Raw genomic sequence first — 25010 nt, forward strand, 5'->3', positions numbered from 1 at the left:
ACAAAAACTGCTCGGAAAACTTCAAGAGGACCGGACAAATCCCGGTATGTGGGGCGGCTGTTCGCCGTGGTCCAGGAATTCCGTGAGGAGGCCCGGAGTCGCCGCGTCCGCGAAGCCGGCGGCGTCCGCGGCCGGCATGTCCCGGATGCGGTATCCGTCCTCCCCCGCGGCGACGGCGGCGGTCGCCGTGACGAGGCCGGCGCGGCGCGAGAACGGGGTGTCGGTGAAGGTCCACGCCAGGACGGCCGAGCGGTCCAGCGCGACCGTCTCCCGGCCGAACGTGCCGGAGCGCACGAACAGGAAGCGGCCCCGGAAGCCGTGCCCGAGCCCGCGGTAGGCGTCGCGCGCGAGCCCGTACGCGACGGGTGCGGCCAGGACGAGCCAGCCCGCCGCGCAGTACAGCAGGACGGGGGTCAGCAGGGCGCCCAGCACGGCGAGCACCGCGGCGGGCGGCAGCACGCACCACGCGAAAGCCCGCACGACGCGGCGGCGGAGCGCGGCCCGCGGGTGGGCCGTCAGCCCGGCCGGGGCGAAGGGCTCGCCCAGCACGCCGTCGCACACGCTCTGCGCCTCGCCGCGGGAGGCGGGCGGCAGGACGACGCTGCGGCGGCGGTTCTCCTCCCTGTTGCCGAGGCCGCCCGCGACGGCCCGGACGCTCGCGCCGCCGCCCGCGCGCAGCAGGAGCGGCTCGCGCAGGGCCACGCCGCGCAGGCGGGCGCGCTCGATGGACACGGACCGGGTGGTGAACATGCCGCGGCGGACGCGCAGGGTGGCCGCATCGGTCCACTCCAGGCGGTAGTTCCACCAGTTCTCGGCGTAGAGGGCGACCGCGCCGACGGTGCCGAGGGCGGCGACGGCGAGGAGCCCGAGCGGGATCGTGAGCCAGAGGGCGCTGTTGCCGAAGTCCTCGAACGCGCGGCGCACGATCCCGATGCGCCACGGCTCGATGCCGATCCCGTCGAGGACCCGCCAGACGGCGCCCGCCGCGGCGAAGACGCCGCCGACGACCCAGAACGTCAGCGGTGCGTAGCGCAGGCGGCGCAGGTCGGCGACGGCCAGCACGGGATCCTCGGCGCGGGCGGCGCCCGCGCGGGCGAGGAGCTCGGCGCGCAGGCGCACGGCCTCGGGGCGGGCGAGGGAGTCCAGGGAGAGCACGCCGCCCGGCCCGCCGCCGCCCGTGCCGGCGCGCAGCACGGCGAGGCCGAGGAGGCGCTGCGCGAGGTTCGCCGTGATGTCGACGTTGCGCACGCGGTGCAGGGGGATCGCGCGGACGCTGCGGGTGAACAGGCCCGTGCGGAGCTCGATGGCATCGGCGGTGACGCGGTAGCGGGTGCGGCGCCAGGTGATGACGCCGGCGGTGGTGACGGCCGCGAAGACGGCGCCGATGACGGCGAGGGTGATCCACGCGCGGGTGCCGATCCGGCCGCCTGTGGCGAGCGCGGCGAGAGCCAGCGAGCCGAGGGGGGCGCCCATCCAGGTGCAGTGCACGGCGAGCGTGCGCGGGTCGAGCGTGCGCCACGGCTGCCCGGCCTCGCCGAGGCCGCCCGTCCGGAGGTCGCTCATGCGGCGTCACCCTCCCGGGGCGTGAGGCGGGCCGCCTCGGCGATGCGGGAGGCTATCCGCTCCGCGTCCTCGTCCGAGACGCCCGTGATGCGGACGTCGCCGGCCGTGGAGGCGGTGGTGACGGTGACCGTGGCGAGGCCGAACGCGCGCTGGAGCGGGCCGCGCACGGTGTCGACGGTCTGGACGCGGGAGAGCGGGGCTATGCGGCGCTTGTGCAGCAGCCAGCCTCCCGCCGCGTAGACCGCGCTCTCGCCGACCTCCCAGGCGTGGATGCGGCAGCGCAGGCGCGGCATCGCCAGGACGTAGACGACGGCGGGCAGGACGAGGACGCCGAGGAGCAGCGGGCCGAGCCACGGGAGGGCGCCGGGGAAGAAGAGCAGGGAGAGGACGAGGAGGGCGGCGGCGGTCAGCAGCAGGGGGCCGGTGACCGTCAGCCAGGCCTGTGCCGTCCACCAGCGGCGGGCGCGGGGGGCGACGCCGTGGCGGGGCGGCCTGAGCCTGAGCCCGGTCGCCGTCTGTCCGTGTCGTGCCATGGCGCGTCGCTCCCCGGTGTCCCGCTTTTCCAAGTCAGTTGTATTGAGAATAAGCTATAGCAATACGAGCGACTTGGAAAGGTGGGGTGGTGAGCGTGCCCAAGCGCGTGGACCACGAGGAGCGGCGCCGGGCGATCGCGGAGGCCCTGTGGCGCATCGCGTGTGCGCGGGGGCTCGACGGGGCGAGCCTGCGGGACGTCGCGGCGGAGGCGGGGATCTCGCTCGGGCAGCTCCAGCACTACTTCTCCAGCAAGGACGAGATGCTCGTCTTCGCCCTGAAGTACTTGGGCGGACTGGCGGAGGAGCGGATCCGCGCGCGGCTCCTGGGGTTCGCCGGGCCGCCGTCGCCGCGGGACGTCCTGCGGGAGACGGTCATGGAGATGCTGCCCCTGGACGACGCGAGCCGGACCGGCAACCTCGTCCAGATCGCGTACTTCGTACGGGCCCTGCACGACGAACGGCTGCGCGAGCACGCGAAGGAGGGCGTGCCGGCGCTCCGGGCGTTCTTCGCGGACCAGGTGCGGGCGGGGATCGCGCGGGGCGAGGTGGACTCCTCCCGCGCCCCGGAGGCGGAGGCGATGCTCCTGATCGCCCTGACGGACGGGCTGACGACGTATCTCCTGCTGGAAGCGTGCGGCCCGGAAGAGGCGGCGGCGCTGCTGGACGGCCACTTGGACCGCCTGTTCACTCCGTGAGGGGCGGCGGCCCGGATTACGGTCTGCGCGTGGCGCGGTTGCGGCCGCCCGGGCCGGGCGACAGGGATGTCGCCAGTTCGTCCAGGGCGTCCAGCAGGAGTTCCGAGCCGCGGACGGCCACGCCCTCCTCGCCCTCCTCCTCGCGCCACGCGGCGAGCGCCTCGTGCGGGCCCGTCCAGTCGAGGGGACGGCGGCCCCGGACGGCTTCGGCCGCCGCCGGGAGGGCCGACTCCAGCGCCGCGGCGAACGCGGCCGCGCCCTTCGACGGCTCCGCCTCCCGGTCCGGAAGGTGCGCCTCCATCAGCATCGTGGCGCGGCCCACCGTGGCCAGTGCCGCCTCCGCGGCCCGCTCGGAGCTGCGGGAGATCCCGCGGTGGCGCACGGGCTCGGTCAGGGCCCGGCCGGCCATCTCCTCCCAGGCCGTGCGCGCGGCGCGCGCGTCCAGCAGGGCCTCCCGCACGCGCCGCGGCTTCCGCTCGCCGGGCTGAGCGAACGCGCCGAGCACGGCGAGCGCGTAGTCCCCGTTGGCGGTGAGCCACTCGGCGAGCCGGTCGCGCAGCCGGGGCGTCTCCCAGGTGGGGAAGAGCGCGTACGCGGCCATGGCCAGGAGTCCGCCGAGCAGGGTGAGGGCGACGCGCGCCTGGACGGTCTGGGACCAGCCCTCCCCCGCGATGCCCAGCAGGAAGACGACGTAGGCGGCGATGCAGGCGGAGGCCACGCTGTAGCCCGTCTGCATCAGCAGGTACATGAGCCCGACGCACACGACCGCGAGCCCCGCGCACACCCACAGCCCGGGGTGCGTGAAGGCCATGAGCGCACCCCCGACGGCCACGCCGACGACCGTCCCGGCGAACCGGGCGACGCCCCGCGAGTACGTCTGCCCGAAGTCGGGCCGCATGACCATGACGGAGGTCATCGGCGCCCAGTAGGCGTGCCCCCAGGGCAGGGCGGTGCCGGCGGCGTAGCCGGTGAGCACCACGGCGGCGACGCGTACGGCGTGCCGTCCGACGGGCGACGACCAGCGCGCCTCGCGCCGCAGCGCCCGCAGCGCGACGGGCACGAGGCGGGGCACGGAGGGCCGCAGGAGGTGCCGGTGCTCGGAGCCGCCGCGCGCCGTGGTCCGGCGCACGGGTTCGTCGGTGGAGTCGACCGCGTCGCCGAGGAGCGCCATCAGGCGCAGCGCGGAGCGGCGCGCGGGGCCGTGGAGGACGGGTCCGGTGGCGGGCACGGTGAGGACGGCGGTGGCCTCGTCGGGCAGCTTCACGGGCTTGCCCCACCGGATGGCGCGCGCGACCGCGTCGAGCACGGTCGCCGCGGCGCCCAGCAGGTCGCGCGCGCGGTCGCGTTCGGGGCCTTCCGCGGGGGCGCCGAGGACGGGGTCGGCGAGGGCCGCGAGGACGGGCCGCAGCCGTTCGGCGACGCCGCGCGGCCCGCCGAGCTGGCGGGGCCGGTTGCGGGCCTGGCGGGGCGTCAGCTCGGCGGCCTCGCGGGCGTCCATGAGCGGCTGCGGGTCGAAGGGGGCCTGCGGGTCGTGCCGGAGCCGGCGCGCGTAGTCCGCCTCGGCGGCGAGCGCGTCGGCGAGCGCGTCCCGCTGGAGGCCCCAGGGGCGGACGGGCAGCAGCACGACGAGGGCGGCCTGCACCAGCCCGCCGACGGCGATCAGCCCGGCGTGGTGCAGGGCGCCCATGACGGACGTCGGCAGGGTGACGGTGACGAGCATGACGGCGATGGTCTGGGTGGCGACGAGGCCGGAGACCGGCCCGACCGCCCAGGCCATGCCCGCGAGCAGCGTCCATACGGTCAGCAGGGTGCCGAAGACGACGGGGTCGAAGGCGGCCACGTAGCCGAGGAAGGTGCTGACGGCGAGGCCGACCGCCACGGCGAGCGCCAGCACGGGGCGGGGCCGCCAGCTGCGCTGGAACGTCACCAGGCCCGCGGAGAACGCGCCGAACGCGGAGGACACGGCGAGCGCCGGGGTCCCCAGCCACAGGATGACCCCGACGACGATCGCCACGCCGAGCGCGCCACGGGCGGCGACCACGGGCGTCAGCTTGGTGCGCTCGATCGTCAGCCCGTCGCGGGCGGCGTTCCGCAGCGCGCTGGACCAGGTCATGGCCTGAGCTTACGTTCCGGACCGGTGTGTTCCGCGCAGCGGGGCGGGCTCAGCGGTGGCTGGGGAAGCCCAGGTCCACGCCGCTGTCGGCCGGGTCGGGCCACCGGGTCGTGACGACCTTGCCGCGCGTGTAGAAGTGGACGCCGTCGTTCCCGTAGATGTGGTGGTCGCCGAAGAGGGAGTCCTTCCAGCCGCCGAAGGAGTGGTAGCCGACCGGCACCGGGATGGGCACGTTGATGCCGACCATCCCCGCCTCGACCTCCAGCTGGAAGCGGCGGGCCGCGCCGCCGTCCCGCGTGAAGACGGCCGTGCCGTTGCCCCACGGCGAGGAGTTGATGAGGGCCAGCCCCTCCTCGTAGGACTCCGCGCGCAGCACGCACAGCACGGGGCCGAAGATCTCGTCGCGGTAGGCGTCGGCCCCGACCGGCACCTTGTCGAGCAGGGACAGCCCGATCCAGTGCCCGTTCTCGTAGCCCTCGACCGTGAAGCCGGTGCCGTCGAGGACGACGTCGGCGCCCTGGGCGGCGGCGCCGTGCACGTACGAGGCGACCTTGTCGCGGTGGGCGGCGGTGATGAGGGGGCCCATCTCGGACGCGGGGTCGTCGCCCGGCCCGATCTTGATCTTCTCGGCGCGCTCGCGGATCTTCGCCACCAGCTCGTCGCCGGCCGCGCCCACCGCGACGACCGCGGAGACGGCCATGCAGCGCTCGCCGGCCGAGCCGTACGCGGCGGAGACGGCGGCGTCGGCGGCCGCGTCGAGGTCGGCGTCGGGCAGCACCAGCATGTGGTTCTTGGCGCCGCCGAGGGCCTGGACGCGCTTGCCGTGCTCGGTCGCCACCCGGTGGATGTGGCGGGCGATGGGCGTGGAGCCGACGAAGGAGACGGCGGCGACGTCCGGGTGGGTCAGCAGCCGGTCGACGGCCTCCTTGTCGCCGTTGACCACGTTGAGGACGCCTTCGGGCAGCCCGGCCTCGGCCGCCAGTTGCGCCAGCAGGATCGCGGGCGAGGGGTCCTTCTCGCTGGGCTTGAGCACGAAGGTGTTGCCGCAGGCGATGGCCAGCGGGAACATCCACATCGGCACCATCGCCGGGAAGTTGAAGGGCGTGATGCCCGCGACGACGCCGAGCGGCTGGCGGATCGCCGCGACGTCCACGCCGCCGGACACCTGGGTCGACAGCTCGCCCTTGAGCTGCGTGGTGATGCCGCACGCCAGCTCGACGATCTCCAGGCCGCGGGCGACCTCGCCGAGCGCGTCGGCGTGCACCTTGCCGTGCTCGGCGGTGATCAGCTCGGCGAGCTCGGCGCGGTGGGCGTCCAGCAGCGCGCGGTAGCGGAAGAGGACCGCGGTGCGGGTGGCGAGGGAGGACGTGCCCCACGTCGCGAAAGCGGCCTTGGCGGCGGCGACGGCGGTGTCCACCTCCGCGGCCGTGGCGAACGCGACCCGCGTGGTCTGCACGCCCGTCGCGGGGTCGGTGACCGGCCCGTACGTGCCGGAGGTGCCCTCGACGGCCTTGCCGTCGATCCAGTGGTTGACGGTCTTCATCGGTCGGCCTCTCCTACGTCAAAGATAGCGGCGGCGGGCGGCGGCCCGGCTCTCGTACTCCTCCCGGGCCCTGCGGGCCGCCGGGCGGGTCGCGGCCCCGGCGACAGGCACATCCCACCACGCCTGGGCAGGGGGCGCGCCCGGCACTGTGTCGGCTGTTTCGGTCTCCACGTAGACACATGTGGGGCGGTCGGAGGCGCGCGCCTCCGCGAGCGCCCGCCGCAGCTCGCCGGCCGTGCGGGGGCGCAGCACGTGCATCCCGAGGGAGGCGGCGTTGGCGGCCAGGTCCACGGGGAGCGGGTCGCCGGTGTACGTGCCGTCCGCGGCGCGGAAGCGGTAGGCGGTGCCGTAGCGCTCGCCGCCGACGGCCTCGGACAGGCCGCCGATCGAGGCGTAGCCGTGGTTCTGGATCAGCACCACCTTGACGGGGATGCCCTCCTGCACGGCGGTGACCAGCTCGGTCGGCATCATCAGGTACGTGCCGTCGCCGACGAGGGCCCACACCGGGCGGCCGGGCTCGGCCAGGGCGACGCCGATCGCGGCCGGGATCTCGTAGCCCATGCAGGAGTAGCCGTATTCGAGGTGGTACTGGCGGCGGGAGCGGGCGCGCCAGAGCTTGTGGAGGTCGCCGGGGAGGGAGCCGGCGGCGTTGATGACGACGTCGGTCCCGTCCACGACGGCGTCGAGGGCGCCGAGGACCTGGGCCTGGGTGGGGCGCGCCGCCTCGTCCCGCGCGGTGAAGGCCCGGGTGACGGCCTGCTCCCACGCCTGCTTGCCGGCCGTGTACTCCTTCTCGTACGCCTCCGCCACGCGGTGGCCCGCCAGCGCCCGCGTCAGGGCCTCCAGGCCGGTGCGGGCGTCCGCGACGAGCGGCAGGGCGGCGAGCTTGTGGGCGTCGGAGGGGGCGATGTTGAGGTTGACGAAGCGGACGCCCGGGGCGGCGAAGAGGGTGTTCGAGGCGGTGGTGAAGTCGCTGTAGCGGGTGCCGGCGCCGATGACGAGGTCGGCCGTGCGGGCCAGGTCGTCCGCCACGGCCGTCCCGGTGTGGCCGATGCCGCCGACGTCCGAGGGGTGGGCGTGGTGCAGGGAGCCCTTGCCGGCCTGGGTGGAGGCGACGGGGATGCCGGTCGCGTCGGCGAGGGCGCGCAGCGCGTCCTCGGCCGCGCTGTGGTGGACGCCGCCGCCGGCGATCAGCAGGGGGCGGCGGGCGGCCCGCACGGCGGCGGCGGCCGCGGCCAGCTCGGCCGGGTCGGGGCCGGGGCGGCGCACGTGCCAGACGCGCTCGGCGAAGAACTCCTCCGGCCAGTCGTACGCCTCGGCCTGGACGTCCTGCGGGAGGGCGAGGGTGACGGCGCCGGCCTCGACGGGGTCGGCGAGGACGCGCGCGGCCTGGAGGGCGGCGGGGATGAGCGCCTCCGGCCGGGTGATCCGGTCGAAGTAGCGGGAGACCGGGCGCAGGCAGTCGTTGACGGAGATGTCGCCCGCGCCGGGGTGTTCGAGCTGTTGCAGGACGGGGTCGGCGGGCCGGGTCGCGAAGGTGTCGCCGGGCAGGAGCAGCACGGGGAGGCGGTTGATGGTGGCGAGGGCGGCTCCGGTGACGAGATTGGTGGCACCGGGGCCGATGGAGGTGGTGACGGCGTGGGCGGAGAGCCGGTCGCGGTGGCGGGCCCAGCCGACGGCCGCGTGGACCATGGCCTGTTCGTTGCGCCCCTGGTGGTACGGCATGGCGTCGCCGGACTCCAGCAGCGCCTGCCCGATGCCGGCGACGTTGCCGTGGCCGAAGATGCCCCAGCAGGCGGCGATCAGGCGCTGCCGCTCGCCGTCGCGCTCGGTGTACTGGTTGGCGAGGAACGCGATCAGGGCCTGGGCGGTGGTGAGGCGGCGGGTGGTGGTCATCGGGCGCCTCCATCGCGGCCATCGCGGCCCTTGTGGCCCTCGTGGCCCTCGTGGCCATCACGTCCCTCGTGGAGCGGCAGCCGGGGGTCGGCGGGCTGCCCAGGCCAGGTGCCGCGGATCCAGGCGTGGTCGGGGTGGTCGCGGATGAGCCACTCGCGCTCCGCGCCCGGCCCCGCCATGACGTTGAGGTAGTACATGGCATGGCCGGGGGCCGCGATGGAGGGGCCGTGCCAGCCGTCGGGGATGAGCACGGCGTCGCCCGTGCGGACCTCGGCCAGGACGTCGGTGCCCTTGTCGCGTGAGGGGGACACGCGCTGGTAGCCGAGGCCGGGGGTGCCGGCGGGGCCGTCGGCGATCTCGAAGTAGTAGATCTCCTCCAGCTCGGACTCCTCGCCCGGGTGGTGCTCGTCGTGCTTGTGGGGCGGGTAGGAGGACCAGTTGCCGCCGGGGGTGAGGACTTCTACGGCGATGAGCTTGTCGCAGGTGAAGGCGTCCGCGGCAGCGAAGTTGTGGACCTGGCGGGAGCAGGTGCCGGCGCCGCGCAGCTCGACGGGGACGGCTTCGGCGGGTCCGTAGCGCGCGGGCAGGCGGCGCTCGCAGCGGGCCCCGGCGAGGGCGAAGCGGCCCCCGGCCGCCGTGGTGAGGGTGGCGGTGGTGTCGCGGGGGACGTAGGCGAAATCGGTGGTGGAGGAGAAGACTCCGGCGCGCCCGCGCAGGGTGAAGGACTCCCCGCCGGTGGCGACCGTGCACCCGCCGCTGAGGGGCAGGACGATCCACTCGCTGTCGCCGGTGGGGAAGGTGTGGGTGCCGCCGGGGGGAAGGGTGAGGACCCTGAGGGAGGAGTGGGCCCAGCCGGCGTTCTCGGGGCGGATGTCGAGGTCGTACGGGGCGGCGCCGGCGGCGGCGCCGGCCGGGAGGTGCCGGCCGGGGAAGGCCTCTCCCCGCTCGCGCCCCTGCCGGGAGAGGGGCTCCGCTGGTCGGCTCATGCTGGCCTCCTCGCAGGTCGGGCAGTCCTGGATCGGCTGCTTCCGTTCCCCGGAGGGTAAGGGATCACGCTACGCGCCGACAGGGGCCGGCCGCGGCTCACAGCGGTACGAAGGCGCCGAGTTCGTGGTCGAGGGAGAGGACGAGGCCGCTGTCGACGCCGTAGAACCAGCCGTGCAGCCGCAGGGTGCCCTCGCCCAGGCGGCGGCGGACGCACGGGTAGGTGTGCAGCCGTTCGAGCTGGGCGCGGACGTTGCGCTGCCCGGCGGCGTGCAGACCGGGATCGGCGGTCCCGGGCCGGGCGTCGGCGCCCGGGGGCTCGTGGCCGGCGTCGCCGGGCAGCTGGGTGGTGAGCCAGTGGTCGACCGCGGGCAGCGCGGAGAGGTCGTCGCCGCGCGTCCGGGCGCCGACGGCCCCGCAGTGGGAGTGGCCGCAGACGATGAGGTCGGGCACGCGCAGCACGTCGACGGCGTACTCGATGGTGGCCGCGTCACCGCCCGGCCGCACGTGGCTGTAGGCGGGGACGGCGTTGCCGGCGGTGCGCAGTTCGAACAGGTCGCCGGGGCGGGAGCCGGTGATCAGGGAGGGGATGACGCGGGAGTCGGAGCAGGTGACGAAGAGGGCCATGGGCGACTGGCCCGCGGCCAGGGCGCCGAACTCCGCGCGGCGGCCGTCGCGGTCGATGCGCAGGCGCAGGGAGCGGGCGTGCTCGATGAAGGGCTGCACGTGGTTCACCTCTCGCGGGGACGGGGGCTTTCGCGGCGGGGCTTCCTGGGGGCTTTTCCTTGGGCCTGCCCGGGGCCTTCGCGGGGGCCGGGCTATCGCGGGGACGGGGTGCGGCGGGCCCCGGGCGCCAGTTCGCGGGCGAGGAGGCACTCCTCGGCGAAGGCCAGGGCGCGCAGGTGGTAGGTGCGGGCGGCCCAGCCGAGGCTGATGTTGTGCCCGGCGTTCGGCTGGCGGTCGAAGACGACGCGCGGCGCGGCCAGGTGGGCCCGCATGGAGGCGATGGTCTCCTCGTCGTGGTGCCACCAGCCCTCGTGTTCGGCGAAGGTGAAGCGGACGGGGACGCGGACGCGGGCGGCGAGTCCCGGGAAGGCCTGCGCCCAGCGGGGGGCCTCCTGGGCCTCGCGCGGGGGCATCGGGGTGACCAGCGGCTTCGCGGCGCTGAAGGTGCCGGGCGGGTAGAGGCCCAGGCGGCCCCAGTGCAGCGGCCAGGTCTTGACGCCGTGGAAGTCGTCGAGGCGGGCGGGGTCGACGGCGTAGCGGTGGCTGATGCCGGAGATGTCCAGCCCGAGGAAGGCGGCGCCGCGCGGGTCCGCGGCGGCGTGGAGGGCGAGTTTGCCGCCGTAGGAGTGCGCCATGAGGAAGACGCCGCCGCCGGTGTCGTGCTCGCTCGCGTAGGAGGCGAGGGCGGCGTGCAGGACGTGGGACTGCTCGGAGAGCGTGGCGCCCTGGGGGAAGTTGGGCTCGGACATGCCGTAGCCGGGCCGGTCGACGGCGAGGACCGCGTAGCCCAGGCCGGCGGCGAGGGTGAGCAGGGACTGCCCGCAGTGGCTGAGGCCGTGGAAGTAGCCGGCGCGCATGCCGCCGCCGTGGATGGCGACGACGGTGGCGCGCGGGGGCCCGTCGGGCAGGGCGATCAGCCCGGACAGGGGGATGCCGTCGGCGTCGAGGACGGTCTCGCGGACGCGGACCCCGGGGGTGGTGTCGGTGGGGGTCATGGTCAGTCCAGGCCGCGCACGATGTGGGGCTCGTCGGACCGGTCCTCGTCGTCACCGGCGAGCTGCGCGATGCGGCGCAGGTCGTCGGTGGTGCTGGGGTGGGTTTCGCCGGACTGGGTGTTCACGTCTCGTCTTTCTGGCCGGTGCGCCCGCCGGACGGCGGGACGGCTGGCAGGGCAGGTGGCGGGGCGGACGATCGGGGGGCGGGGGCGCCGGCGCCCGGGCGGGCGGGGGCCCCGCCCGGGTGCGGTGCCGCCGTGGGGCGGCCGGGGCCGGTGGGTCAGCGGTCGCCCGCAGTGATGATCTCGAGCTTGCTGACGTCGAGGGTGGCGCCCTGGCCCCACAGCCGGTTGCCGGCCGCGCTGTTCTCGTCGAGGAAGGACTGCCGGGTGGGCTCGCCCTTGCGGGGGTCGAAGTAGTCGACGGTGGAGTCGAGGCGCACCAGGCCCTTGGTGGTGCTGCCGACGGCGCCGTCGAGGAGCGTGAAGGTGGACACGCCGCAGTTGAGCTGGCGGGGGTGGACGACCTCTTCGGTGCCGCCGTGGTCGAGCGTCATGTACTTGCGGTCCACGGCCCGGGTGCCGATGCCCTTGACGTTCAGGACGTTCTTGTCGTTGACGAACCAGGTGACGGCGGAGTTCTCGCTGTCGACCACGATGCGCAGGTTGTCCCGCTGGGTGCTGCTCGCCCGGTCGGCGACGGGGACGGCGTAGGAGTAGGCGGCGTAGGTCGTGCCGGGCATGCGCAGCCGCTCGTAGATGGCGTAGACCTTCTTGTTGGTGACGAAGAAGTCGAAGATGACGGCGGACTGGGCGTCGGAGACGACCATGGCGCCGGCGGCGAGGCGCGGGTCGGACTGGGGGTCGGCGACGGCCGTGCCGAAGGGGTGCTTCTCCGTGCCGGTGGTGGTGGCCGACATGTTGGTGGTGCAGTGGAGGCTGCCGGTCTTGGGGGTGTCGAAGCCCGGGTAGCCGGCCTTGGAGGTGCTCTTGGGGCGGGCGCCCCACTTGACGTGGTCCCAGGTGCCGTTGCCGCCCTGGGACTGGGGGGCGCTGGTGGAGACGAAGGCGGGCTTGCCGGTGGCCGGGTCGGTGCCGGTGGGGACGACCTTCAGGCCGGTGGAGGTGGTGCTGGTGATGCCGTCGCCGTTGGCGAGGCCGCCGGTCGGCTGGGTCTCCCAGCGGGCGCCGGCGCCGGTGGCGGCGAAGCCGTTGCGGAAGTCGTCGAAGAAGAGCGTCTTCGGCGCGCCGGAGTCCGGCACGTCGACGGCCTGGGCGCCGGTGGGCAGCAGGGCGATGCCGATGGCGGCGGCGGCAACGGCGACGGCCGCCTTCACCTTGTACGTAGCGGTCATGGTTCTGACTCCGTGTTCCCGTAGGAGAGGACGTGTGAGAGGTGGGGGAGGTGCAGCACGTGGTGGAGGAGCATGCGTGGGGGGGATGCGCAGGAAGCGGAAAACGGCAGGCGCCCGGTGGCTCGGATGAGCCACCGGGCGCCTGCCGGTGCGGACCGGGGAGGTCCCGGGGGAAGCGTGGTGAGGCCGTGCCTCAGCCCGCGAGGGTGGGGTAGTCGGTGTAGCCCTTGGCGTCGCCGCCGTAGAACGTGGCGCGGTCGGCCTCGTTGTACGGGCCGCCGGCCGCCAGGCGGGCCGGCAGGTCGGGGTTGGCGAGGAAGCCGGCGCCGAAGGTGAGGACGTCGGCGGTGCCGTCCTCGATCAGGTGCAGGTCCTCCTGGCCGGTGGGGCGGTCCACCGTGCGGGGGTTGAGGAAGAACGGGCCGGTGAACTCCTTGCGGACGAGCTGCATCAGCTCGCGGTCGGTGTCCTCCTGGAAGTGCAGGAAGGCCAGGCCGAACTTGTTGAGCTCCGCGACGAGCGCCAGGTAGGTGGGCTCCGCCTCCGGCTCGCTGATGTCGTTGAACGGAACGGCACCGATGCGGATGGCGGTGCGCTCGGCGCCGATCTCGGCGACGACGGCCTTGACGGTCTCGACCGCGAAGCGGATGCGGTTCTCGACGGAGCCGCCCCACTCGTCGGTGCGCTGGTTGGAGTTGGGCGCCAGGAACTGGTGGATGAGGTAGCCGGTCGTGCCGTGCAGCTCGATGCCGTCGAAGCCGGCGGCGATGGCGTTGCGGGCGGCCGTGGCGAAGTCGGCGATGGTCTGCCGGACCTCATCGCCGGTGAGGGCGTGCGGGGTGATGAAGTCCTTCAGGCCCTCGGGGGTGAAGACCTGGCCGGTGGCGGCGACGGCGGACGGGCCGACGGGGACCTGGCCCTCGGGCAGCAGGACCGGGTGGCCGACGCGGCCGGCGTGCATGAGCTGCGCGAAGATGCGGCCGCCCTTGGCGTGGACGGCGTCCGTCACCACGCGCCAGGCGTCGACCTGGGCCTGGGAGTGCAGGCCCGGGGTGAAGGGGTAGCCCTGGCCCACCACGGACGGCTGGATGCCCTCGCTGATGATCAGGCCGGCCGAGGCGCGCTGGGCGTAGTACTCCGCGGTGAGCGCGGTGGGCAGGCCCTCGGTCGCCCGGCTGCGGGTCATCGGGGCCATGACGATGCGGTTCGCCAGGCGAAGGGAGCCGATGTCGATCGGGTCAAAGGCAGTGGTCATGATCCGGTTCCTTCACACTTTTACGTGGTGGGCCAAGTAACTTCACTGTAGCAGTTTCGTTGGCCCGACAACAATTGGTGGGACAAGTACTCTTCGGTCGCGGCGGCCGGGGGCGCCGCCGGACCCCTCTAGCGCTACGCCTGCGCGGTGGAGGCGGCCGCGGGCTGCGGCTTCGCGGCCGGGGCGGCGGCGGGGCGGGCGGCCCGCATCGGCAGCAGGGCCAGCAGGACGACCGCGGCGAGGCCGGCGGCCGTCAGGAACCCCGTGGTCAGCGAGGTGGCCGCGATCAGCGGGCCGAAGACCAGGGGCGAGACGAACTGGCCGAGGAAGCTGAACGTGCCCGACAGGGAGGTGGCCTGGCCGCGCAGCTCGGCCGGCGCGCCCTCGCCGATGAGGACCGTCAGCGCCGGGAACGACATGCCCTGGCCCAGGCCGAAGAGGGCGGAGGCGACCAGCAGCAGCGCCGACTGCTCGACCGTGGCCAGCAGCACGAAGGCCAGCGCCCAGCAGGCGGCGGAGACCTTCAGCAGGGTCGCGTAGCCGAGGGCGCCGCGCAGCCGGGCGTAGACCAGCCCGACCAGGCTCATCAGCACCGTCATCACGACGTTGTACAGGGCGACCACGAAGGGCTCCGTGACGCCGAGGTCCGCCAGGCGCTGGGGCTGGAAGACGCCGAGCGCGTAGAGCAGCACGGACGCGGTGGCCTGCACGAGGTAGAAGCCGAGGAGGGCGGGGTTGGCGCGCAGGAGCTGCACGACGCCGCCGGAGCCGGCCGGGCGGGCGGTGCGGGCGCGCTCCGCCGGCAGGGCCCACAGCGTGGCGAGGCCGACCGGGATGCCGACGAGGTAGATGCCGAAGGGGGCGTGCCAGGAGACGCCGCCGAGGCCGCCGCCGATCAGCGGCCAGACCACGCCGCCGAGGCTGATGGCGGTGGCCCGCCAGCCCATCACCCGGTCGCGCTCGGGGCCTTGGTAGAAGGAGAGGAGCGCGACCGTGGTGCCGGCGAAGACGGCCGCCGCGCCGACGCCGAAGACGATGCGCGTGGCGATCAGCATCCAGTACGAGTCGGTCACGAGGCCGGCGCCGCCGGCGATGCCGTAGAGCACGAGGCCGCCCGCGAGCGGCAGGCGGATGCCGTGCCGGTCGATGAGCCAGCCGACGGCCGGGCTCGCGACGGCCAGGGACAGGCCGTGGGCGGTGAGGATCAGGCCGGCGGCGGTGCCGCTGACGCCGAGTTCACCGCGGATCACCTCGACGACGGGCATCAGGATCGCGCCGGCCATCACGGTGAGGGTCGAGGCGAGCAGGAGGACGGTCAGGACGGCCGGCCGCTGCGCGGCGGCCGGGGCCGGGACGGGTGAACTCATCTGAATCCTCGGTGAGGTTGGCTTCGGGGGAGGCGCGGGGAGGAAGGGGTGCGGCCCCACCGGGCCGGGGGGCGTTCGGTCAGGCCGCGAAGGGGCGCTTCTCGCGGGCCTCGCGCAGGGACTGCGCCCACCACACGAGCTGGTTGAGCATGTTCTTGGCCGCCAGGGCGATGCCCTCGGGGTCCTTCGGCCGGCCCTCGTCGTCGAACTGGTCCCAGACGTTGGCGAAGCTGACGCTGTCGCGCAGGGTCACCGCGTGGAGCTCCGAGAAGACCAGGCGCAGTTGCTCGACGGCGCGCAGCCCGGCCGAGCGGCCCCCGTAGCAGACGAAGGCGACGGGCTTGGCGTGCCACTGGTCCACGTGCCAGTCGATCGCGCTCTTGAGGACGGCCGGGTAGGCGTGGTTGTACTCGGCGGTGATGACGACGAAGGCGTCGGCGGCCGCCAGGCGGGGCGAGATCCCCGCGAGCGCCTCGGTGGCCTCGGCGCTCGGCGGCCTGGTGACCAGGACCGGGAGGTTGGCCTCGGGGAGGCTGACGACGTCGATGTCGAACCCGCCGAACTTCCGGGCCTGCTCGACGAACCACTCGGCCACGGCGGGGCCGGTCCTGCTCTCGGGGCCGCTGCTGGTGAGCACGGCGAGGCGAATGCGCCCTTGCGACATGAGTGGCCTTTCGGAAGAGGGGCGGAAGGACGTCAGGCGGCGGCCGGCTGCGGCTCGCTCCAGCGCAGTGCGGCGGGCTCGAACTGGAGGCCGCCGTGGCTGGCCGCGCCGCGCACGTCGCGCCAGATCCGCTGGAGGGGGCTGCCCTCGGCCTGGGCGCGGGTGCCCGCGCCGCGGAAGAGCCGGTCGACGGCCCCGGCGAGGATCTCCACCGCGAGCGCGCAGTCGCGCGAGCCGCGGGCGGCTTCCTCAGCGGTGACGCCGCCGCGGTCGGCGGTCGCGGCGGCGCGCAGCAGCAGCAGCTCGGCCGCGTCGATCTCACCGCCGGACCGGGCGACGGCGACCCGGGCGGAGTCCTTGGCCTTGCCGGCAGCCAGCGGGGCCGAGGCGACCGCGAGCGCGGCGCGGGCGGCGCCGAGGATGGGGGCGGCGAAGGTGAGGCCGTTGATCGCGAACAGCGGGGCCGTGTACAGCGCTTCGCCCGAGGGGTGGTTCCCGGCGAACAGGTCGGCGGAGAGGAAGGAGCGGTGGGCCGGGACGAAGGCGCGCTCGATGGTGAGCGCGTGGCTGCCGGTGGCGCGCATGCCCAGGGTGAACCAGGTGTCCTCGAAGGTGTAGTCCGCGCGCGGGACGGCGAAGAAGCGGGCCTCGCCGCCGGCCGTGGTGGCCATCAGCAGCGCCCACTCGGAGAACTCCACGCCGCTGACGAAGCTCCAGGTGCCCGACAGCTCCCAGCCGCCGTCGGCGGGCTGGGCGACGACCTGCGAGACCAGGCCGGCCACCAGGCGGGTGTCCGGGCCCTCCGCCCAGATGTCGGCCCGGCCCTCGGCCGGCAGGAAGCCCGCGAAGCGACCGGTGTTCGCCATCAGCGAGCCGACCCAGGCGGCGGAGGCGCACTCCTCGGCCACGGCGGCGACAGCCCGGGTGACCTCGGCGAAGGAGACGGGCGCGCCGCCGAATTCCGCGGGCGTGAAGGCGCGGCTGAAGCCGGCGCCGGTGAGCGCGTCGACCACCTCGGGGCGCAGCCGGCGGCCGGTGTCGGCTTCGACGGCGCCTTCCCCGGCGGCCTGGGCGGCCTTTGCGGCGGCGGTGAGCAGCTCGGTCTGGGTGGGCATCGTGGTGTTACCTCCGTGAGTGGTGTGCTGCGTGCTCCCGCGCGGGCCCGGCGGCGCGACGGACGGGCACCCGTCCGGCAATTGAGGCCGCGGCAATTCGAAATACTGCGGTGAACGCTACTGATGAGCTTCTTCGACGCGGCTTTCGGTTTCAAGCGGGTGCGCGTCAGATCTCCGTGAACTCTTCGTCACGCATCGGTGAGCGGAAATCCACGGCCTATTCGGGGGTCCGCGCGGGCCGTTCGGCACCGGGCGCGGCCAGGCTCCAGGCGAGGCGGTAGCGGGGGCAGCCGACGCCCCGGACGCCGGGCGTCGCGCGCGTGGTGGCGCCGGCTTCCTGGAGGGTGGCGCTGTGCAGGGAGCGCTCGTGGAGCTCCTCGGAGGTCCACTCGGCGTAGTTGAGGATGCGGGTGCCGCAGGTGCTGAAGTGGAAGTGGGCGGCCACCAGTCCGGGCAGCGGCCGGGCGAGCGGGCCGGCGAGGAGCGTGTCGATGATGGTGCGCTGCCGCTCGGGGCCGTCGACGTCGAAGAGCGGGGTGGCGATGCAGGCGGGGACGGCGGTGCTGCTGCGGCCGGGGCCGATGGTGCGGTAGCGGCGGAAGACCAGCGGCTCGGAGCGTGCGAGGTCGTCGTCGCTCTCCCCCACTCCCCGGATCATCACCGGGCCGTGTGCGGCGGCGTGCCGCAGGCTCGCGCCCCGGTGCGTCCACTGGGCGTAGGCCATGACGGCGGCGCCGTCGGTGCCGGTGTAGAAGCTGAAGGAGAGCAGGCCGTCGGGCCAGGGCAGGGCCCGGCGGGCGGCGAGGGTGGCCCGCGCGGCGGCCCGCTGGGCCTGCGGGGAGCCGGCGTGGCGGGTGCTGACCAGCGCCACGCCGGCATCGGGGCGGGTGATGTCGGGGAATTCCCCGAGGGATTCGGTACCGAGTTCGGCGTTGAATTCAGCGCCGAGTTCGGTACCGAGTTCGCTGCCGGGTTCGCCACGGTATTCGCCGCCGCCCGGGAATTCGGCGGCATTTACGGTACGGGCTTCAGTACGGGGCGCCATGCGGGTCTCCAGTTCTGCGGCCGGGAAATAAACAGGCCGGCCGCCGCGCCCCCGGGGGATCGGGGCGCGGCGGCCGGCCTGGGATCAGGAAGGGAAGGTGAATTCCCCGGCGATGCTGCGTGCGGTGCTGCCTGCGGTGCTCGTTCGTCGTCGCCGTCGGGCGGCGGGCGCTACTTCGCGGGGGCGGTCCAGTTCTCCGCCACCCACCGCTCCAGGGTGATGAGGTCCGGGTGGCTCGCGCGCAGGGCGGGCAGGTCCGCGATGTAGCCGTGGTCGTTGAACCAGCCGAACATGATCGCGGCCTCCTCGCTGAAGGCGCGCAGCGCCTCGGCGGGCTGGGAGACGAAGCGGACGGGCTCGCCGGCGGCGCGGGCGAAGACCTCGGCCATCTGCGGTCCGGTGAGGGCGTCACCGGCGATCTCCAGCTGCTTGCCGGTGAACTCGGCGGCGTTGTCGAAGGCGTCGGCGGCGAAGACGCCGATGTCGTCGGTGGCGATCATCTGGAGGACGGTCCCGGGCTCCAGCGCCAGGGTGAGGACGAGCTCGCCGTCGACGCGGGCCGGGCCGATGCCGGCGAAGTTGGACAGGAACATGGTGGGGCGCAGGACGGTGGCGGGCAGGCCGAGGGCGGCGATGTGCCGCTCGATCTCGCCCTTGCTCTCGAAGTGCTCGACGCCGCTGCTGCGCTCCGCGCCGCCCACCGAGCCGTAGACGAAGTGGGTGACGCCCGCACGGTGGGCGGCGTCGGCGACGGCCTTGCCCTGGCGGATCTCGCCCGCCGAGCCGTCGGGGCCCTCGAAGGTCTGCACGCTGTAGACGCCGTGGGCGCCGGCGAGCGCGGCGTCGAGGGAGGCGGCGTCCTCCATGTCGCCCTTGACCAGCTCGGCGCCGGCCGCGGCCAGGGCCCGGGCGCCGGCGGACTGCGGGTCGCGGACCACGGCGCGCACCGTGCGGCCGCGGCGCAGCAGCTCGCGGGCCACCGCCCCGCCCTGCCGGCCCGTACCGCCGAAGACCACGATCACTTCCTCGCGTGCAGACACCGCACACACAACCTTTCGGACGAACGACAACGAACGAACAACGGGAACGAACAACGAACGACAGCGCCGCGCAATTTGCTTGGCGGGACAACAGTATTACTTGGCGGGCCACATGTCTACGGAGTCAGGCGGTGGATTTTCCGCACCCGCCTCCGGTAACCTTGGCCCGCCAAATAAACCGGGGGGCCGTGAAGGGACATCCATGAAGGAGTACGGCGAGGTAAGCCACCTGGTCACCCGGGTCGCCCGCGCACACTGGGCGGCCGCGTCGTCGCTGCTCCAGCAGTGCGGCCTCTACCCGGGCCAGGAGCTGCTGCTGATGCGGCTGTGGGAGAGCGACCACCAGTCGCAGACGAGCCTGGCCAAGGCCCTGCGGCTCGACCCCTCCACCGTCACCCGGACCGTGCAGCGCCTGGAGCAGCAGGGGCTGCTCACCCGCCGCCCCTCCCCCACCGACCGGCGCGCCGTGGTGGTCTCCCTGACCCCCGAGGGCCGTGAGCTGCGCGGCAAGGTGGAGGAGTCCTGGGCGGAGCTGGAGGCGCTGACGACGAAGGGGATGTCCGAGCGCCAGCGCACGGAGACCCTGCGGACGCTGCGCCGCATCGAGCAGAACCTGTGCGCGGCGGCGGACGGCCCCGGCAAGCAGGCCTAGGCGGCGCGCCAGCTGCGCGGCCCGGGAGCGCGGGGGCTGCGCTCGGGCCGGCGCCACAGGGCGGTGGCCCGGTGGTGGCGGGCCAGGTCGTCGGGGTCGGCGCCGGCGGCGCCGCGGGCCAGGAGGACGGCCGTCAGGGCGGCCAGCTCCTCCGGCCCCGCCTCGCCCTTCTCGACGCGCAGGAAGAGCTCGGCGGTCACCGGGGCTTCGTGCGGCACGGGGACTCCTTCCGTCATGGGGGCTCCTTCCGTCACCGGAACTCCTCCGGTCACTGGGGCGGGTTGCCGTGCTTGCGGGAGGGCAGGTCGGCGTGCTTCTCGCGGAGCATGGCCAGGGAGCGGGCGAGGATCCTGCGGGTCTCGCGCGGGTCGATCACGTCGTCCACCAGGCCGCGTTCGGCGGCGTAGTAGGGGTGCATGAGCTCCGCCTTGTACTCCTTGATCTTCTGTGCGCGCACGGCCTCCGGGTCGTCGGCGGCGTTGATCTCGCGGCGGAAGATGACGTTGGCCGCGCCCTCCGCGCCCATGACGGCGATCTCGTTGCTGGGCCAGGCCAGGGCGAGGTCGGCGCCGATGGAGCGGGAGTCCATGACGATGTAGGCGCCGCCGTAGGCCTTGCGCAGGACCAGGGAGATCCGCGGGACGGTGGCGTTGCAGTACGCGTAGAGGAGCTTGGCGCCGCGGCGGATGATGCCGTTGTGCTCCTGGTCGACGCCGGGCAGGAAGCCGGGGACGTCGACGAGGGTGACGAGCGGGATGTTGAAGGCGTCGCAGAACTGCACGAAGCGGGCGGCCTTCTCGCTGGACTCGATGTCCAGGACGCCGGCGTACGAGGCGGGCTGGTTGGCGACGATGCCGACGACGCCGCCGTCGATCCGGCTCAGGGCGCAGACGATGTTGGTGGCCCAGGCCGGGTGCACCTCGAAGTACTCGCCGTCGTCGACGATCTCCTCGATGACGGCGCGGATGTCGTAGCTGCGGCCCGGGTCGTCGGGGACGAGGTCGAGGAGGGAGTCGGTGCTCCGGTCGGCGGGGTCCTCGGTGCGGGCGGCGGGCGGCAGTTCGCGGTTGTTCTGCGGCAGGAGCGAGAGGAGGTAGCGCACCTCCTCCAGGCACGTCTCCTCGTCGTCGTAGGCGAAGTGGGAGACGCCGGAGGTGGCGGAGTGGACGTCGGCGCCGCCGAGGCCGTTCTGGGTGATCTCCTCGCCGGTGACGGCGCGGACGACGTCGGGGCCGGTGATGAACATCTGCGAGGTCTCGCGGACCATGAACACGAAGTCGGTCAGGGCGGGCGAGTACGCCGCGCCGCCCGCGCACGGACCGAGCATCACGGAGATCTGCGGGATGACACCCGAAGCCTTGGTGTTGCGCTGGAAGATGCCGCCGTAGCCGGCCAGCGCCGAAACGCCCTCCTGGATACGGGCACCCGCGCCGTCGTTCAGCGACACCAGCGGCGCACCCGCCGCGATCGCCATGTCCATGATCTTGTGGATCTTCGTCGCGTGAGCCTCGCCCAGCGCACCACCGAAGATGCGGAAGTCGTGCGCGTAGACGAAGACCGTCCGCCCGTGCACGGTGCCCCAGCCCGTGATCACACCGTCGGTGTAGGGCTTCTTGTTCTCCAGGCCGAAGCCTGAGGCGCGGTGCCGGCGGAGGGTCTCGACCTCGGTGAAGGAGTCCTCGTCGAGGAGGAGGGCGATGCGCTCGCGGGCGGTGAGCTTGCCCTTGGCGTGCTGGCGCTCGGTCGCCGCCGGGTCCGGCCCCTCGTAGGCCTCGTCCCGGATCAGCCCGAGCTCTTCCACGCGTTCGTGCAGCGTCCACTCCCGGTGTTCGGCGGGGGCGGACGAGATCTTTCCAGTGACGGGCATGGGTGTGTCTCACTCTCCGATGAAAGGTCGCTTCTTCACGTGCCGGCCGCCCCGGCCGGGCTGTTGTGCGCGGCTCCTAGGCGGGGACCGGGGTCCGGCCGGCGCCCGCGCGCACCGCTTCGGCGCGGAGGACCTCGGCGCGGAGGGCTTCGGTGCCTCCGGCGAAGAGGGCGCCGTCGGGCAGCAGGCGCAGCCGGCTCGCGGTGGGCGGGCCGCCCTTCAGCGCGACGGCGCCGTTGTGGCGGGGCCCGCAGGGAAGGTCGAGGACGGTCCAGCCGGACGGCCTGCGGGCGGGGTCGGCGCCGAGGTAGTCCAGGGAGGGGCCGCGGCTCAGGCCGGTGCCGATGCCCTTGAGGAAGGCCTCCTTGCGGGTCCACAGGCGGCCGAAGGCCTCCTGCCGCTCCCCGGGGTCCAGGGCGCCGAGCTCCTGCTGCTCGCCCGGGTGGAGGGCGGGGGTGCAGGCGTCGACGGTCGAGGGCCTGGGCAGCCGTTCGACGTCCACGCCCACCGGCCGGTCCGCGACTCCCACCAGGGCCATGCCGTGGCTGTGCGAGAGGGAGAAGTGCAGGCGCGGCTGGTGGGGCGTGGCCACGGCGGGGCGGCCGTGGGGCTCGCCGCACCCGGGGCAGGGTTCGCGCAGGAAGGTCACCTGCGGCGGCGGGATGTCGAGGTGGACGCCGAGCAGGCGGCGCAGGGCGATGTGCGCGGCCGCGTAGGTGAGGCCGTCGGTGGGGCGGATGAACGAGGCCGCCCGCTTGCGCTCGGCGGCGTCCAGGTCGGTCAGGTCCAGCCGGTCCTCCGAGCCGTTCGCGGGGCGGCGGACCAGCCACAGGTCGAGCGCTCCCGCCCGGAGGGCGGGGCCGCCGGTCATGCGGCGCCCGCGGGCGCCTGCGGGGGCAGGGGGCGGTGGGCGGCCCGGCGGTGCGCGTTGTCCTCGTCGTCGCCGAGCTGGCCGGCCAGGCAGTCGATGAGTTCGGCGGCGCTGTTGGCGCGCAGCAGGCGCTGGAGGTCCACCTCCACCTTCAGGGCGTCCTCCATGCGGCGTTGCAGCTCCAGCCCCATGATGGAGCCGACGCCCAGGCTGTTCATGGGCCGGCCGGTGGTGTCGATGGTGTGCGGCGGGACGCGCAGCGCGCGGCCGAGCTCCTGGCGGACGTAGGTCTCCAGGAGCTCGCGGCGCTTGGCGAGCCCGGTGACGGCGAGGAGACGCAGGTCGGGCGGGATCACCTCGGGGGCGCCGTCCACCGTGCCGTCGGGCCCGGCGAGGTCGTCGAAGCCCGCGAAGTCGCCGTCGTCGAAGAAGCCGTCGCCGAGGCCGTCGCCGGGAGCGATGTCGAAGGCGCTCAGGTCGAGGGCGTCGAGGGCGTCGAGGCCGAGGGTGTCGAGGTCCCACTGCAAGGGGACGTCCTGGATGCTCATGGGCTCCCCGGGGGCGGTGAGAGGGTGGGCGGACACGGCTCAGCTGCCGTAGGGGCGGCGGGCGCGGGCGCGGTGGAGGGCGTCCGCCCACCACTCGAGCTGGTCCAGGAGGACCTTGGCGGCGCCGGCCGGGCCGGCGGGGTCCTTGGGGGCGCCCAGCTCGTCGAACTGCTCCCAGGCCGTGTGGAAGCTGACGGCGTCGCGGACGGTGACCGCGTGCAGCTCGGACATGACCGGCCGCAGCGCCTCGGCGGCGCGCAGGCCGCCGGAGAGGCCGCCGTAGGAGACGAAGCCGACGGGCTTGGCCTGCCACTGGGTGTAGTGCCAGTCGATGAGGGACTTCAGGGCGGCCGGGTAGCTGTGGTTGTACTCGGGGGTGACGATGGCGAAGGCGTCGGCCCGCGCCAGCCGCGGCGTGAGGCCCGCGAGGACCTCGGCAGTCTGCGGCGAGGGGTCGGCGGTGAGGACCACCGGCAGCTCGTGGTCGGCCAGGTCGATGACGTCGACGTCGAATCCGGCGTGGCTGCGGGCCTCGGCGGCGAACCAGTCCGCCACCGTCGGGCCGAAGCGTCCCTCACGGACGCTGCCCACGATGACGGCGAGGCGGAGGCGGGTGCTGGACATGGGGTGCCCTTCCGGGAGGTGTGTCGGGGTCAGGACGTACGGTCGCGGCGGCGGGGCAGCACGCCGGTCAGAGCGGTCAGCAGGCCCGCGGCACCGGCTGCGGTGACCAGCCACACGGCGGGCCGGGAGCCGGCGAGGAGCTCGGTGCGGGGCGCGCCGGGGGGCGCCTGGCCGGTGGTGAGCAGGGCGGCGACGGCGGCGAGCATGACGGCGGCGCCGATCTGTACGGCGGTCTGGTAGACGCCGCTGGCCTCGCCGCGCGCTTCGGCGGGGAAGCCGGAGACGGCCTGCATGTTCAGCGCGGCGAAGGAGAGGACGAAGCCCGCGCCGACGAGCAGCATGGTGGGCAGCATCGTCGTCGCGTAACCGCCGCTGTTGACGGGCAGCCGCAGGTAGAGGAGGTAGCCGAGCAGGGGCGGCACGGCGCCGGCCGCGATGAGCCGGTGGGCGCCGAAGCGGCCGACCATGCGGCCGGAGACCAGGGCGGTCACCGCCAGGGGCGCGCTGGCGGGCACGATGGCCAGGCCGGTCTGCAAGGGGGTCCAGTCCAGGACGGCCTGCGTCTGGTAGCTGACGATCAGCAGCAGCCCGAGGTAGGAGCCGTTGAGGCTGGCGGCGCCGAGCGCGGAGCGGAGCATCCCCGGGTCGGCCAGCAGCTCCAGGCGCAGCAGCGGCCGGGGCGTGCGGCGCTCGTGCCGGACGAAGAAGACCAGCAGGGCGGCGGCCGCGGCGAAGGAGGCCAGGGTGTACGGGTCGGCCGGGCCCTCGTGGGGCAGCCGGCTGAGTGCGTGGACGAGCAGCAGCAGGGCGCCGGCGAAGGAGGCCGCGCCGGTCAGGTCGTAGCGCCGCGGCCCCGGGGCCCGCGCCTCGTCGGCGGGGATCAGCTTGAGGCACAGGGCGAACAGGAGCAGGACGACGGGGGCGGGGAAGGCGAAGGTCCACCTCCAGCTGATGGAGGTGAGGATGCCCGACAGCAGCAGTCCGGCGGTGAAGCCGCTGGCGCCGAAGAGGGTGTAGACGGAGACGGCCCGCTCGCGTTCGGGGCCCTCCTTCATGACGGTGCACAGGATGGCCAGGCCCGTGGGGGCGGTGAGGGCGGCGCAGAAGCCCTTGACGAAGCGGGTGGCGATCAGGAGTGCGGGGTCGCTGCTGAGGGCGGCGGCCAGGGAGGCCGCGGCGAAGGCGAGCAGGGCGATCAGGTACATGCGGCGGCGCCCGGCCAGGGCGACGACGCGGGCACCGAAGAGCATGAGGGCGCCGAAGCCGAGGGCGAAGCCGGTCATGACCCAGTGGGCGGTGCTGGGCGCAAGGCCCAGGTCCGTCCCCACGGAGGGCAGGGCGACGACCGCGACCGAGACCTCCAGGGCGTCGATGAGCATGTTGCCGGCGAGGACGACCAGCAGGCCCCACTGACGGGGGCTCATCCGGCCGGCCGTGGCGGAGGCGGGCTGCGGCGGGGAGGACGAGGAGAGGGAAGAGGGCTTCATGGTCTGCTTCCGGGAGCCGGGGCTGGGGTCCGGGGTCGGCGCGGGAGGAACGGGGCCGGCGCGGGAGCCGGGC

Annotated in this window: 24 protein-coding genes; 2 read left to right on the forward strand and 22 right to left on the reverse strand. The window is 74.4% G+C overall.

The features are described 5' to 3' along the window. Positions 1–21: 21 nt before the first annotated feature. Together D7231_RS31330 and D7231_RS31335 are read right to left on the reverse strand one after the other, a co-directional pair. Positions 22–1563: a PH domain-containing protein gene (locus tag D7231_RS31330; RefSeq protein WP_120759091.1), complete on the reverse strand. Its 1542-nt coding sequence runs from the start codon at positions 1561–1563 to the stop codon at positions 22–24. After that, positions 1560–2096: a PH domain-containing protein gene (locus tag D7231_RS31335; protein WP_120759094.1), complete on the reverse strand. Its 537-nt coding sequence runs from the start codon at positions 2094–2096 to the stop codon at positions 1560–1562. The genes D7231_RS31330 and D7231_RS31335 overlap by 4 nt, the downstream gene beginning before the upstream one ends. An 89-nt stretch (positions 2097–2185) precedes the next feature. On the opposite strand from D7231_RS31335, the gene D7231_RS31340 reads away from it, so the two are divergent. Beyond that, a complete protein-coding gene (locus tag D7231_RS31340) occupies positions 2186–2791 on the forward strand; it encodes a TetR/AcrR family transcriptional regulator (RefSeq protein ID WP_242000022.1) in 606 nt (201 codons plus the stop codon). Positions 2792–2807: 16 nt separating this feature from the next. Here the strand turns inward: D7231_RS31340 and D7231_RS31345 are convergent, their stop codons facing one another. From D7231_RS31345 to D7231_RS31405, 14 genes are all read right to left on the reverse strand, one after another. Then, entirely contained in the window at positions 2808–4904 is a 2097-nt protein-coding gene (locus tag D7231_RS31345; protein ID WP_120759096.1) for an FUSC family protein, read from the reverse strand. Between the two features lie 49 nt (positions 4905–4953). Beyond that, positions 4954–6447, reverse strand: a complete 1494-nt coding sequence (locus D7231_RS31350) for a CoA-acylating methylmalonate-semialdehyde dehydrogenase (protein WP_120759099.1) — start codon at positions 6445–6447, stop codon at positions 4954–4956. Between the two features lie 18 nt (positions 6448–6465). Beyond that, on the reverse strand, positions 6466–8343 hold the full coding sequence (gene iolD / locus D7231_RS31355; RefSeq protein ID WP_120759101.1) for a 3D-(3,5/4)-trihydroxycyclohexane-1,2-dione acylhydrolase (decyclizing): 1878 nt from the start codon (positions 8341–8343) through the stop codon (positions 6466–6468). Then, a complete protein-coding gene (gene iolB, locus D7231_RS31360; RefSeq protein WP_120759103.1) occupies positions 8340–9329 on the reverse strand; it encodes a 5-deoxy-glucuronate isomerase in 990 nt (329 codons plus the stop codon). The genes iolD and iolB overlap by 4 nt, the downstream gene beginning before the upstream one ends. A 97-nt stretch (positions 9330–9426) precedes the next feature. Next, entirely contained in the window at positions 9427–10053 is a 627-nt protein-coding gene (locus D7231_RS31365) for a carbonic anhydrase (protein WP_120759172.1), read from the reverse strand. A gap of 92 nt (positions 10054–10145) precedes the next feature. Continuing rightward, positions 10146–11048: an alpha/beta hydrolase gene (locus tag D7231_RS31370; RefSeq protein WP_120759105.1), complete on the reverse strand. Its 903-nt coding sequence runs from the start codon at positions 11046–11048 to the stop codon at positions 10146–10148. A gap of 2 nt (positions 11049–11050) precedes the next feature. After that, positions 11051–11173, reverse strand: a complete 123-nt coding sequence (locus D7231_RS38195; RefSeq protein ID WP_277875663.1) for a hypothetical protein — start codon at positions 11171–11173, stop codon at positions 11051–11053. 155 nt (positions 11174–11328) lie between these two features. After that, positions 11329–12402, reverse strand: coding sequence for a DUF6081 family protein (locus D7231_RS31375; RefSeq protein WP_242000023.1), 1074 nt, complete (start codon positions 12400–12402; stop codon positions 11329–11331). 193 nt (positions 12403–12595) lie between these two features. Beyond that, on the reverse strand, positions 12596–13657 hold the full coding sequence (locus D7231_RS31380; protein WP_120759107.1) for an alkene reductase: 1062 nt from the start codon (positions 13655–13657) through the stop codon (positions 12596–12598). A 134-nt stretch (positions 13658–13791) separates the two neighbouring features. Continuing rightward, entirely contained in the window at positions 13792–15024 is a 1233-nt protein-coding gene (locus tag D7231_RS31385) for an MFS transporter (protein ID WP_120759109.1), read from the reverse strand. A gap of 79 nt (positions 15025–15103) precedes the next feature. Then, complete coding sequence (locus D7231_RS31390) at positions 15104–15688, reverse strand: NADPH-dependent FMN reductase (protein ID WP_120759112.1); 585 nt, start codon at positions 15686–15688, stop codon at positions 15104–15106. 32 nt (positions 15689–15720) lie between these two features. Then, positions 15721–16803 carry an acyl-CoA dehydrogenase family protein gene (locus D7231_RS31395; protein WP_120759115.1) on the reverse strand — a complete coding sequence of 361 codons (1083 nt, stop codon included), beginning with the start codon at positions 16801–16803 and terminating at the stop codon, positions 15721–15723. A 217-nt stretch (positions 16804–17020) separates the two neighbouring features. Then, the gene (locus D7231_RS31400) at positions 17021–17848 is read right to left on the reverse strand and encodes a monooxygenase (protein WP_120759117.1); all 828 of its coding nucleotides are present in this window, start codon (positions 17846–17848) and stop codon (positions 17021–17023) included. Between the two features lie 170 nt (positions 17849–18018). Further along, positions 18019–18888: an NmrA/HSCARG family protein gene (locus D7231_RS31405; protein ID WP_194962333.1), complete on the reverse strand. Its 870-nt coding sequence runs from the start codon at positions 18886–18888 to the stop codon at positions 18019–18021. A gap of 202 nt (positions 18889–19090) precedes the next feature. On the opposite strand from D7231_RS31405, the gene D7231_RS31410 reads away from it, so the two are divergent. Then, positions 19091–19540: a MarR family winged helix-turn-helix transcriptional regulator gene (locus D7231_RS31410; protein WP_120759122.1), complete on the forward strand. Its 450-nt coding sequence runs from the start codon at positions 19091–19093 to the stop codon at positions 19538–19540. Here D7231_RS31410 and D7231_RS31415 read toward each other — a convergent pair. From D7231_RS31415 to D7231_RS31440, 6 genes are all read right to left on the reverse strand, one after another. Next, positions 19537–19776 (reverse strand): acyl-CoA carboxylase epsilon subunit, encoded by a 240-nt coding sequence (locus D7231_RS31415; protein ID WP_120759124.1) that lies wholly within the window; start codon positions 19774–19776, stop codon positions 19537–19539. The two genes, D7231_RS31410 and D7231_RS31415, sit on opposite strands and share 4 nt — an antisense overlap. Positions 19777–19808: 32 nt before the next feature. Further along, a complete protein-coding gene (locus D7231_RS31420) occupies positions 19809–21407 on the reverse strand; it encodes an acyl-CoA carboxylase subunit beta (protein ID WP_120759126.1) in 1599 nt (532 codons plus the stop codon). Positions 21408–21483: 76 nt separating this feature from the next. Next, a complete protein-coding gene (locus D7231_RS31425; RefSeq protein ID WP_120759128.1) occupies positions 21484–22278 on the reverse strand; it encodes a 4'-phosphopantetheinyl transferase family protein in 795 nt (264 codons plus the stop codon). Then, the gene (locus tag D7231_RS31430) at positions 22275–22826 is read right to left on the reverse strand and encodes an acyl carrier protein (protein WP_120759130.1); all 552 of its coding nucleotides are present in this window, start codon (positions 22824–22826) and stop codon (positions 22275–22277) included. Before D7231_RS31430 ends, D7231_RS31425 begins: the two co-directional genes overlap by 4 nt. 39 nt (positions 22827–22865) lie before the next feature. After that, a complete protein-coding gene (locus D7231_RS31435; RefSeq protein ID WP_120759132.1) occupies positions 22866–23450 on the reverse strand; it encodes an NADPH-dependent FMN reductase in 585 nt (194 codons plus the stop codon). A 29-nt stretch (positions 23451–23479) separates the two neighbouring features. Then, positions 23480–24937: an MFS transporter gene (locus D7231_RS31440; RefSeq protein WP_120759134.1), complete on the reverse strand. Its 1458-nt coding sequence runs from the start codon at positions 24935–24937 to the stop codon at positions 23480–23482. Positions 24938–25010: the final 73 nt, after the last annotated feature.

It is taken from the genome of Streptomyces klenkii, assembly GCF_003626645.1.
GTDB lineage: Bacteria > Actinomycetota > Actinomycetes > Streptomycetales > Streptomycetaceae > Streptomyces > Streptomyces klenkii.

Excerpts from the sequence above, each read along its gene's own strand:
- D7231_RS31330 (WP_120759091.1), bottom strand. The coding sequence starts at position 1,563 with ATGAGCGACCTCCGGACGGGCGGCCTCGGCGAGGCCGGGCAGCCGTGG.
- D7231_RS31335 (WP_120759094.1), bottom strand. The coding sequence starts at position 2,096 with ATGGCACGACACGGACAGACGGCGACCGGGCTCAGGCTCAGGCCGCCC.
- D7231_RS31345 (WP_120759096.1), bottom strand. The coding sequence starts at position 4,904 with ATGACCTGGTCCAGCGCGCTGCGGAACGCCGCCCGCGACGGGCTGACG.
- D7231_RS31350 (WP_120759099.1), bottom strand. The coding sequence starts at position 6,447 with ATGAAGACCGTCAACCACTGGATCGACGGCAAGGCCGTCGAGGGCACC.
- iolD (WP_120759101.1), bottom strand. The coding sequence starts at position 8,343 with ATGACCACCACCCGCCGCCTCACCACCGCCCAGGCCCTGATCGCGTTC.
- iolB (WP_120759103.1), bottom strand. The coding sequence starts at position 9,329 with ATGAGCCGACCAGCGGAGCCCCTCTCCCGGCAGGGGCGCGAGCGGGGA.
- D7231_RS31370 (WP_120759105.1), bottom strand. The coding sequence starts at position 11,048 with ATGACCCCCACCGACACCACCCCCGGGGTCCGCGTCCGCGAGACCGTC.
- D7231_RS31375 (WP_242000023.1), bottom strand. The coding sequence starts at position 12,402 with ATGACCGCTACGTACAAGGTGAAGGCGGCCGTCGCCGTTGCCGCCGCC.
- D7231_RS31380 (WP_120759107.1), bottom strand. The coding sequence starts at position 13,657 with ATGACCACTGCCTTTGACCCGATCGACATCGGCTCCCTTCGCCTGGCG.
- D7231_RS31385 (WP_120759109.1), bottom strand. The coding sequence starts at position 15,024 with ATGAGTTCACCCGTCCCGGCCCCGGCCGCCGCGCAGCGGCCGGCCGTC.
- D7231_RS31390 (WP_120759112.1), bottom strand. The coding sequence starts at position 15,688 with ATGTCGCAAGGGCGCATTCGCCTCGCCGTGCTCACCAGCAGCGGCCCC.
- D7231_RS31395 (WP_120759115.1), bottom strand. The coding sequence starts at position 16,803 with ATGCCCACCCAGACCGAGCTGCTCACCGCCGCCGCAAAGGCCGCCCAG.
- D7231_RS31400 (WP_120759117.1), bottom strand. The coding sequence starts at position 17,848 with ATGGCGCCCCGTACTGAAGCCCGTACCGTAAATGCCGCCGAATTCCCG.
- D7231_RS31410 (WP_120759122.1), top strand. The coding sequence starts at position 19,091 with ATGAAGGAGTACGGCGAGGTAAGCCACCTGGTCACCCGGGTCGCCCGC.
- D7231_RS31415 (WP_120759124.1), bottom strand. The coding sequence starts at position 19,776 with ATGACGGAAGGAGTCCCCGTGCCGCACGAAGCCCCGGTGACCGCCGAG.
- D7231_RS31420 (WP_120759126.1), bottom strand. The coding sequence starts at position 21,407 with ATGCCCGTCACTGGAAAGATCTCGTCCGCCCCCGCCGAACACCGGGAG.
- D7231_RS31425 (WP_120759128.1), bottom strand. The coding sequence starts at position 22,278 with ATGACCGGCGGCCCCGCCCTCCGGGCGGGAGCGCTCGACCTGTGGCTG.
- D7231_RS31430 (WP_120759130.1), bottom strand. The coding sequence starts at position 22,826 with ATGAGCATCCAGGACGTCCCCTTGCAGTGGGACCTCGACACCCTCGGC.
- D7231_RS31435 (WP_120759132.1), bottom strand. The coding sequence starts at position 23,450 with ATGTCCAGCACCCGCCTCCGCCTCGCCGTCATCGTGGGCAGCGTCCGT.
- D7231_RS31440 (WP_120759134.1), bottom strand. The coding sequence starts at position 24,937 with ATGAAGCCCTCTTCCCTCTCCTCGTCCTCCCCGCCGCAGCCCGCCTCC.